The organism is Caulobacter segnis (assembly GCF_003243465.1).
GTDB classification, from domain to species: Bacteria; Pseudomonadota; Alphaproteobacteria; order Caulobacterales; family Caulobacteraceae; genus Caulobacter; species Caulobacter segnis_A.
The window spans coordinates 86,002-95,218 of the sequence record NZ_QFQZ01000006.1 but is presented as its reverse complement, the minus strand read 5'-3'; the positions used below and the strand labels follow the sequence as shown (position 1 = coordinate 95,218).

General features: G+C 67.8%; 5 protein-coding genes and 2 pseudogenes. 3 read left to right on the top strand and 4 right to left on the bottom strand.

The genetic code is table 11. The features are described from left to right. Positions 1-127 precede the first annotated feature (127 nt). Positions 128-485: pseudogene (locus DI526_RS03810) on the bottom strand (FliM/FliN family flagellar motor switch protein). On the opposite strand from DI526_RS03810, the gene lipB reads away from it, so the two are divergent. Next, positions 452-1,177: a lipoyl(octanoyl) transferase LipB gene (lipB, locus tag DI526_RS03805; protein ID WP_304274195.1), complete on the top strand. Its 726-nt coding sequence runs from the start codon at positions 452-454 to the stop codon at positions 1,175-1,177. The pseudogene DI526_RS03810 and the gene lipB overlap by 34 nt on opposite strands. Positions 1,178-1,312: 135 nt before the next feature. Here lipB and DI526_RS03800 read toward each other — a convergent pair whose 3' ends face one another. Together DI526_RS03800 and DI526_RS03795 are read right to left on the bottom strand one after the other, a co-directional pair. After that, a complete protein-coding gene (locus tag DI526_RS03800) occupies positions 1,313-1,717 on the bottom strand; it encodes a DUF805 domain-containing protein (RefSeq protein ID WP_304274193.1) in 405 nt (134 codons plus the stop codon). A gap of 54 nt (positions 1,718-1,771) precedes the next feature. Further along, complete coding sequence (locus tag DI526_RS03795) at positions 1,772-3,769, bottom strand: acetyl/propionyl/methylcrotonyl-CoA carboxylase subunit alpha (protein WP_304274190.1); 1,998 nt, start codon at positions 3,767-3,769, stop codon at positions 1,772-1,774. 22 nt (positions 3,770-3,791) lie between these two features. On the opposite strand from DI526_RS03795, the pseudogene DI526_RS03790 reads away from it, so the two are divergent. Beyond that, a pseudogene (locus DI526_RS03790) lies at positions 3,792-7,698 on the top strand (LamG-like jellyroll fold domain-containing protein). Next, positions 7,695-8,189: a heme-binding protein gene (locus DI526_RS03785; protein ID WP_304274189.1), complete on the top strand. Its 495-nt coding sequence runs from the start codon at positions 7,695-7,697 to the stop codon at positions 8,187-8,189. The pseudogene DI526_RS03790 and the gene DI526_RS03785 overlap by 4 nt, the downstream one beginning before the upstream one ends. Here DI526_RS03785 and DI526_RS03780 read toward each other — a convergent pair. Then, positions 8,182-9,198 carry an N-acetylmuramoyl-L-alanine amidase gene (locus DI526_RS03780; RefSeq protein WP_304274186.1) on the bottom strand — a complete coding sequence of 339 codons (1,017 nt, stop codon included), beginning with the start codon at positions 9,196-9,198 and terminating at the stop codon, positions 8,182-8,184. The genes DI526_RS03785 and DI526_RS03780 overlap by 8 nt on opposite strands. Between the last annotated feature and the right edge of the window lie 19 nt (positions 9,199-9,217).

The window sequence follows — 9,217 nt, the reverse complement described above, 5'->3', positions numbered from 1 at the left end:
CGACCTCAACGCTGCGCGTCTACCAATTCCGCCACGACCGCTCGTGGTGAGGGGCGGCAGGTAGCAAACTGAATCGGCTTTGGGAAGTCGGAAGTTCGCGTCTGGCGAACTTCTCCCCTGCGACGAATTACGCCCCGCCCGCCATGTAGTCGTAGACGTCGGCCGCGCGGGTCACCTGGATGGCGATGCGATCATCGCTGATCTGGATCTCGCCGCGGGCGATCGGGTGGTTGTTGGCCAGGATCCAGACCTCGTCATTGGTCTTGGCGTCCAGCGGGATCACCGCGCCGCGGCCCATGCGCAGCAGCTGCTGCATCGGCAGGATCGAGCGGCCCAGAAGCACGGAAATCTCGACATTGACGGCGTTGACCTGAGTCACGAAGTAAGGCCCCTGAAACTGACACGCGCGACCGACCGGGTCGCGGCGTCCGAATTGCAAGATTAGGGCCGTATGCTTGCGCTGCCGTTAAATGCTGAAAACACAGGACTTCCGAGCATGAGGCGTGATGACGCGGCGCCGGTCGGGTGGGCGGTTTCGACCGACTACGTCGATTACCCGGCAGCGGTTGCCGCCATGGAGGCGCGCGCCGCAGCCATCGCCGACGGGACGGCGGGCGAGCTGGTCTGGCTGCTCGAGCACCCGCCGCTCTACACGGCCGGCGTCTCGGCCAAGGCGGGCGATCTTCTGGCCCCTGACCGCTTCCCGGTGTTCGAGAGCGGCCGTGGCGGCCAGTTCACCTATCACGGCCCCGGTCAGCGCGTGGCCTATGTGATGATGGACCTGACCAAGCGCGGCCGCGACGTGCGGGCCTTCGTCGCCGCGCTGGAGGCCTGGATCATCGACGCCCTGGCAGCCTTCAACGTCACGGGCGAACTGCGCGACGGCCGCGTCGGCGTCTGGGTCGAGCGCAAGGGCGCCGGCTGGAGCCGCGAGGACAAGATCGCCGCGATCGGCGTGAAGCTGCGCCGCTGGGTCAGCTTCCACGGGATCAGCCTGAACGTGGAGCCGGACTTGTCGCACTTCTCGGGCATCGTCCCCTGCGGCCAGACCGAGCACGGGGTGACCAGCCTGGTGGACCTGGGTCTGCCGGTCACCATGGACGAGGCCGACGCGGCGCTGAGGGCGAGCTTCGTGAAGGTGTTCGGGCCGGTCGAGGACGCGGCGGCGCCCTTGTAGCCACCCTCTCCCGCCGGGAGAGGGCGGGGCCCATGCAAAGCATGGGAGGGTGAGGGTTTAAGGCGTCAACCTGCGTATTCCCTCACCTCCCACCGCTGCGCGGCGGGTCCCTCCTCTCCCAAGGGAGAGGAACCCTCAAATGGAAATCGTCTTCAAGGGATTAGGCCCATAGCGGTTCGCGCCCTGCTCGCCGCCCATCACACCCAGCTCGACCACCGCCCAGGCGATGACCAGGCAGAACATGAAGTCGAGGAAGTGCTCGGGCTGCGGCCACACGGCGATGAAGGCCACCAGGATCAGCAGCGACCACCAGCCCGACCGGCCGCGATCGTGCAGGCGCTTGGACAGCACGCAGGCGCCCGAGAACAGCAGGGCCGGATAGACCACCCAGCCGGTCAGCCAGTGCAGGGTGTAGCCGGCGATCGCCTCGTAAAGCACCGCCACGCCCAGCAGGACGGCGGCGGCGATCAGGAACGGCGTGCGCGCCAGCCGGCCGTTCGACGACAGGAACAGCTCCGCCCACTCGCTACGTTCGCTCATGCTCGCCTTGGCTCCGACTCGGCGTTCGATCTCGCCGGCAATCTAAGCGCAGCTTCAGGCGAACTCCACCAGCACCTCGTCAGCCGCGACGGGGTCGCCGCCCTTGGCGTTGACGGCTTTGACCACCCCGTCGCGCTCGGCGCGGATGATGTTCTGCATCTTCATGGCCTCGAGCACGCAGACGACCTCGCCCTCGCGCACCTGCTGGCCCGCGGCGACGTCCATCGAAACCACCAGGCCCGGCATTGGCGACAGCACCAGCTTGGAGGTGTCGGCGGCCTGCTTCTCGGGGAGCTTGCCATGCAGTTCGGCCGAGCGCGGGGTCAGGACCAGCACGCGGGCCTTGGCGGCGCGGTGGCGGATGGTGAAGCCCTCGGCGGCGGGCGTCGCCTGCACGGTGAAGGCCTTGCCGTCGAGCGCGGCCTTGAACACCGGCTTGCCCGGACGCCAGTCGATATCGGTCAGCGTGAGCGTGCGCCCCTCGTCGAGCAGCGCGACGGTGATATCGCCCTCCCCAGCCACCTTCACGCGGCGCTCGGCATGGCCGACGAAGACCACCCATTCGTCGCGCGGGGCCGAGGCGACCAGGCCCGAGGCGTAGGACCGGGCGCGGGCGGCGTAGACGCGCTGCATGGCCGCGCCGACGGCGGTCAGGATGTCGAGCTGGGCGGCCGTCGGAGCCGTGCCGTTGAAGCCGTCCGGGAACTCGTCCTTGATGTAGCTGGTCGCCAGCTTGCCCGAGCGGAAGCGGTCCTCGTCCATCACGGCGGCCAGGAATGGGATGTTCTGGCCCAGGCCCTCGATGTGGAAGTCCTCCAGCGCCCGGCCCATGCCGTCGATGGCGGCCAGACGCGTCGGCGCCCAGGTGCAGAGCTTGGAGATCATCGGGTCGTAGTACATCGAGATCTCGTCGCCCTCGCGGACGCCGGCGTCGTTGCGGACCGTGTAGCCGTCCTTCTCCCCTTCCGACGGCGGGTCGTAGCGCACCAGCCGGCCGATGCTGGGCAGGAACTTGCGGTAAGGATCCTCGGCGTAGATGCGGCTCTCGATCGCCCAGCCGTTGATCTTCAGGTCCTTCTGCTCGAACGCGAGCTTCTCGCCCCAGGCCGAACGGATCATCTGCTCGACGAGATCCAGGCCCGTGATCAGCTCGGTGACCGGGTGCTCGACCTGCAGGCGGGTATTCATCTCCAGGAAGAAGAAGCTCTTGTCCTGGCCGGCGACGAACTCGACCGTGCCGGCTGAGTCATAGTTCACCGCCTTGGCCAGGGCGACGGCCTGGGCGCCCATGGCTTGACGCGTGGCCTCGTCAAGAAGCGGCGACGGCGCCTCCTCGATGACCTTCTGGTTCCGGCGCTGGATCGAGCATTCCCGCTCGAACAGATGGACGACGTTGCCGTGCTTGTCGCCCAGCACCTGGATCTCGATGTGGCGCGGGCTCTCGATGAACTTCTCGATGAAGATCCGGTCGTCGCCGAAGCTGGCCTTGGCCTCGGCGCGCACGGCCGGGAAGCCTTCCTCGACGTCCTGGCGGCTCCAGGCCACGCGGATGCCCTTGCCGCCGCCGCCGGCCGAGGCCTTGATCATCACCGGATAGCCGATCTCCTCGGAGATCTTCACCGCCTCGGCCGTGTCGGCGATCTCGCCGATATGCCCGGGCACGCAGGAGACGCCGGCCTTTTGCGCGAACTTCTTGCTCTCGATCTTGTCGCCCATGGCCGAGATGGCGCCGGGGTTGGGCCCGATGAACACGATGCCCTCGTCGGCGCAACGCTGGGCGAAGCCGGCGTTCTCGGACAGGAAGCCGAAGCCCGGATGGATCGCCTGAGCGCCCGTCTGCCGGCAGGCGGCGATGATCTTGTCGGCGACGAGGTAGGACTGGGCGGCTGGCGAAGGCCCGATATGCACCGTCTCGTCCGCCATCTCGACCGCCAGGCTGCCGGCGTCGGCGTCGGAATAGACCACCACGGTGGCGATCCCCAGGCGACGGCAGGTCTTGATAACCCGGACGGCGATCTCACCCCGGTTGGCGATCAGGATCTTGCTGAACATCGGCTACTTCCGCCCGTAATTTTTGTGCTTTGCAGCATGGCCTATCAGGCCGTGTCGGGTTTGCAAGCCTGCCCTTACGGCGCTACATCAGAGGCGCGGAATGACACCGGTTACCAAAAGCCGGATATCCGCTAGCCGGAGGAGACGGTTGCATGAAGGCGATTTTCCTGGGTTCGGCCTGCGCGCTGATCTTGGCCAATGCGGCGGCCGCCGCCCCTGCGCCGGCCGGGCCGGGCCTTCTGTTCAAGCTCTCGGGCGACAAGGGCCTCGTGGCCGACGTCGCGGCAGGCGATCCGATCCCTAATTTCGCCGACAAGGTGACGCCGATCGACGGCAAGGTCGGCAAGGGCTTTCGCGCCGCCGACGACGGCGTCGTCTCCTGGAACGCGCCCGGCAACATCCAGGCCCAGCGCGGCACCCTCTCTTTCTTCTGGCGCTCGGGCTATCCGGTCGGCGTCGCGCCGTTCGTGATCTTCCGCGTCGGCTACGCCGATCACTCCAGCTGGGACATGGCCTTCCTGCGCATCGACTGGAACGGCCACGGCTTCGACGCCTTCGTCACTGACAACGGCCTGGCGCGGACCCGCGTCTCGTTCAAGGTCGACAAGAACCCCTCCCCCGACGTCTGGACGCACCTGGCCTTCACCTGGGACGAGACCACCGGCGTCCAGCTCTATGTCGACGGCAAGCTGGCGGCCAAGAAGGAGGCGAAGGCGGTCTATGACGCGGGCCTGGACCAGTTCGGCGTGGCCGGCCGGGTGATCGCTCCGCACCAGGTGCAGAGCCGCTACAACTTCACGCGCGGCGGCGACCTGGACGAGCTGCGCGTGTACGATCGCGCGCTGGACGCCGGAGCCATCGCCGCCCTCGCCCGCAACGAGACGCCGTCGCTGGCCGCGCCGGTCGCCACACTGGACGACCCGGCCGTCCATGCCGCCTGGAAGCAGCGCTACGGTTGGAACAAGGACCTGCCGCCCGTCCTGACCGACGCCCAGACAACGATCCGCAAGGTCGAGTTCGCGGACGTAAAGGACATCAAGGAGTGGATGTGGAAAGGCACGGACGGCATCGCCGAAACCACCTGGCCAGGCGTCTACAACCGCTCGCGCCTGCCCGGCCGTGACGACTACTTCCAGCTGCCCGACTGGAACGTCTATGTCGACGGCGGCAAGGCCCTGACGCTGACCCTGCCTGACGAGCCGATCAACCGTCTCGAGATCCAGGGCCCCGCCTATGGGTCGCTCTCATGGGCGGCCAAGACGGGAGACAAGACGGCCGATGTCGGGACCCGCCCCAAGGACCAGGAACGCACGGTCACCAGCCTGGCCCAACCGCTGAAGGGCGGCGTCCTGACCTTCACCAATGTGGCGCAGGAGACCCCTATCCAGGAGATCTGGGCCTACAACTTCTCGGCCGGCGCAGAGCCGAAGGACGCCTTCAAGATGAGCTACACGGTCCGCGCCGACGTCGCGCCGGACTACCTTAACCTCGCCGACCTCAACGCCTATATCGCCGGCCGCCATCCGGCGGGCGAGCGCGCCACCGTCGTGGCGATCCCCGAGGGCGCCCCCAATCGTCCGCGCCCAGCGACGGACCTGACGGCGAAGGGCCTGCCGATCGTCCACATCCTGATCCCGTCGGGCTTCGGCGACGCGCCGGCCGCCAAGCCCCTGGCCCGCAACTGGGCCTATGGCTGGGAGAACGCCCGCGACGGCCTCGACGGCATAGCGATCGACATCCCCGCCCTGCCCGGCGCGGCGGGAACGATCATCCCGCTGAACATCCAGGTGAAGGACCCGATCTGGCCCGGCCGCAACATGATCGACGTCAGCGTCTCGGTGAAGGCCGGCGAGGCCCGCACCGTCTGGCTAGACCTGCGTGACCGCATCTTGACGGCCGACAGCCTGTACCTGACCCTGGCCGCGGACAGCGCCGAGTTCGGCCCGAAGGCGCTGGACGGCGCCAAGATCCGCCTCGTGCTGAAGGACCGCGACAAGGCCAAGGTCGAGCACATCCAGGATCGCCTGAACCAGGTGAAGGACAACTGGGCCTTCCTCGTGGAGGAGCACACCACCTCCAAGCGCCAGGGCCTCTATCGTCGCCTCTACGCCGACATCACCGACCTGCTGCGCGTCGATCCCGACAACCAGATCGGCCGTGAGTACTGGGGCGACATCACCTATGGCAGCCAGGGCTGGCCCGCCTTCGAGCAGCCCAAGCCCAAGGACGCCACGCCGCTGTGGGCCTTCCGCCAGCTGGAGGACCTGAAGCTGGTCTCCAAGTTCGTGAACTGGTGGATCGACGAGCGCCAGGCCGACTTCGGCGACTTCGGCGGCGGCCTGTCGGACGACACCGACCTGCTGCAACAATGGCCAGGCCTGGCCCTGATGGGCGTCCAGCCGGACAAGATCACCCACTCGCTGAACCGCCTGACCGACGCGGTCTACAAGAACGGCATGTTCACCGATGGCCTCTCGACCATCGTGACCGACGAGCTGCACGCCTACGAGGAGGGCATCAACTCCAACTCGGAGGCGATGTACGTCAACTATGGCGACCCGCTGGCGGTCGAGCGGCTGTTCACGACGGTGAAGGCCCTGCCCCGCGTCGTCGACAAGAACCCGGCCGGCCACGTGCACTTCAACACCAACTGGTACAGCGGCAAGATTTCGTACCGCGAGGGTCCGTGGGAGTGGCAGAAGCCGTATTCGTTCGGCGTCACCCACCCCTCGATCCTGATCAGCGACTACAACGGCGACCCGACCGCGCGCGACACGGTGATCGGCCTGGCTGACGGCTACCTGGCGCACGTGGCCAAGGACGGCTCGTACCCCAACGAGATCAACTGGCGCACCGACGCCGAGCGCGGCGGCACGGTGCTGCAGGGCTCGGGCGCGGACGGTCCCTTCCAGGTGTTCTGGGCCGCCTGGCGCCTGACGAGCGACCCCAAATACCTGGTCCCGATCCAGTGGCGGATCGGCAAGAACGGCCTGAAGTCGCTGGCGGCGGTCAATGAGAACGCCCTCACCGCGATGAACCTGGGCGCGGCCAACAAGGACACCCTCGTCAGGGCCGCGGCCAAGGGCGGCGCCTTCGAGCGCTACGCCGCCTGGTCGCTGACCGGCGACAAGACGTTCCTTGAGGATCTCTACGCCGACGAGATCCAGTGGAACGCCCAGCACATTTACATGCACACGGAAGGCCACTGGTGGTCCGATCGCGTGGAGTTGCCCTCAGACATCCTGCAGCGCACCCGCCTCGGCGGTATCGCCAACAAGCGCGCCCAGATGACTCCGGGCCACGTCGTCTCGTGGCGCTTCGACAACGCCGACGGCACGGACGTGGCGCTGCTGGTCAAGGATGCGACCAAGACAGGCTTCAAGGTCATCGCCTACAACACCACCGACAAGCCGGTGATCGCGACCATGACCGGCTGGAACGTCGCGCCGGGCCAATGGATGCTCTCGCAAGGTCTCGACGCCAACGGCGACGACACCATCGACGGCGCGGCGCAGAGCCGTTCGGTCGCCTTCGAGCGCAGCCTGGGGACCCAGGTTGTTCTGGCCCCGCGGCAGACGACGGTCATCGACATGAAGCTCGCGACGGCCGGCGACGATCCGGCCAAGCGCGCCGACCTCGGCGTCGGCCGTGGGGACGTGACGGTGAAGGGCTCGACGGTCACCACCGTCGTCCATAGCCTGGGCGCCCAGGACGCCGCGCCGGCCAAGCTCGAACTGGTCGATGCGTCGGGCAAGGTGCTGGCCAGCGCCGCGACCCCGGCCCTGAAGGCGCCCCGCGACCTGCTCCCCAAGACGGCCGCGGTCAAGCTGAAGATCCCCGCGGGCGTAAAGGCGCAGGGCCTTCGGGTGCGGATCGTCGCCAACCAACCCCAAAACACCCGCCTGAACGACGAGGTCGTGCTGCCATGAGAAAGTCCCTGACGCTGATCGCCGCCGGCCTCTGCCTGGCCGGCGCGCCCGCCCTGGCCCAGACGGCCCCGCCGCCGCCCGCGCCCCATCCCGCCTATTCCGGCCGGGTGATCACCCTGGCCGAGGCCAAGTCGGTGGTCGCCGCGGCCGAGGCCGTGGCGAGAAAGAACGGCTGGTCCATGGTCATCACCGTGGTCGAGTCGAACGGCGCGGTCGTCCTCTCCGAGAAAATGGATGGCGCCCAGTACGGCTCGGAGGAAGTCGCTCTGAAAAAGGCGCGCACCGCCGCCAACTTCCGCCGCCCGACCTCCGAGTTCCAGAACGCGGTGAAGGCCGGCACATTGAACGCCATCTTCACCGGCGCCATGGCGATCGAGGGCGGCGAGCTGCTGCTGGTCGACGGCAAGATCGTCGGGGCCATCGGGGTCTCCGGCGGCTCCGCGCCCGAGGACGGGATCGTCGCCCGAGCCGCCGCCGCGACGCTTAGATAAGCGACTTCAGATAGGCCCGGAACGCGGCCATGGTCATCAGACGGGCGGGGTCGGCTAGGGCTCCGCCCGGGTCGTTCTTGCGATGCGGCGCGACCTCGTCGTGGCCGAACACGCGGTCCAGGCTGAACGTCGCCGGGAAGGTCTTGGCCAGATACAGGCACAGGTTCGTCAGCGACTCGAACTGGTCGAAGCTGTAGGGCAGATAGGTCCCGGCCTTGATGTTGCCGTCGGCCGCCACGGTGCGGACCTCGGAGGCGGCGTACCATTCGTCGTGGGCGGACTTGCGGGTGCAGCGCCCCCGCCCGTCGAGCACGACATTGCCGTCGGCGTCGCGGACGGCGTTGAACCAGGGGCAGAAGACCCCATCCTCCTGCGCCTCGTAGAGGCGGCCGGGGTTGTTCATCTCGAAGCCGACATAGTAGCGCGACACGCTCGTCCGGCCTGTCACCGGACACGCGCTGACGCCGGCGTGCGAGCCCCACTCGCTCCACTCGAAGTTCTCTGGCAGGAAGATCGTGCCGGTGCGGCTGATCTCGCCATAGTGGAAGCCGTTGGCCTGACCCGAGCGCATCATGTCGAGCGTCCGGGCGTCGGAGTCCTCGACGCCGTTTCCGGCCTTCTTGATGTGATAGGCGTCGAAGTGGACGATCAGCCCCTCGAGCCCGTTTGGCCGCCGGCCTTGCACCTTGTGGCGAACGCCGTCGGCGGTCTTGAACCGCGGCGGCGCATAGTCATGCAGCTGGCGGCGGTCGGGACGTTCGGCGTCCTCCTCGACCAGCGGCTGGAAGTCGCGGCAGCCGCCGGCCCAGACATATTCCCCGCCCCCCAGGTCGAACCATTGGCTGACGCCCGAGACCAACTCCCCCGAGAGCGACTTGCGGACCGTGAACCGTGTTCCGGCTTCGATCACCCGCACCTTCCGCGACGTCGTCCGCGGCTTGTCCCGCCGGACATTCAGCCGCCCCGCCGCCTCGACCGAACCCGGTCCGGATGGAAACGGATCCGCCATGTCGTCGCCCCCTGTCCCG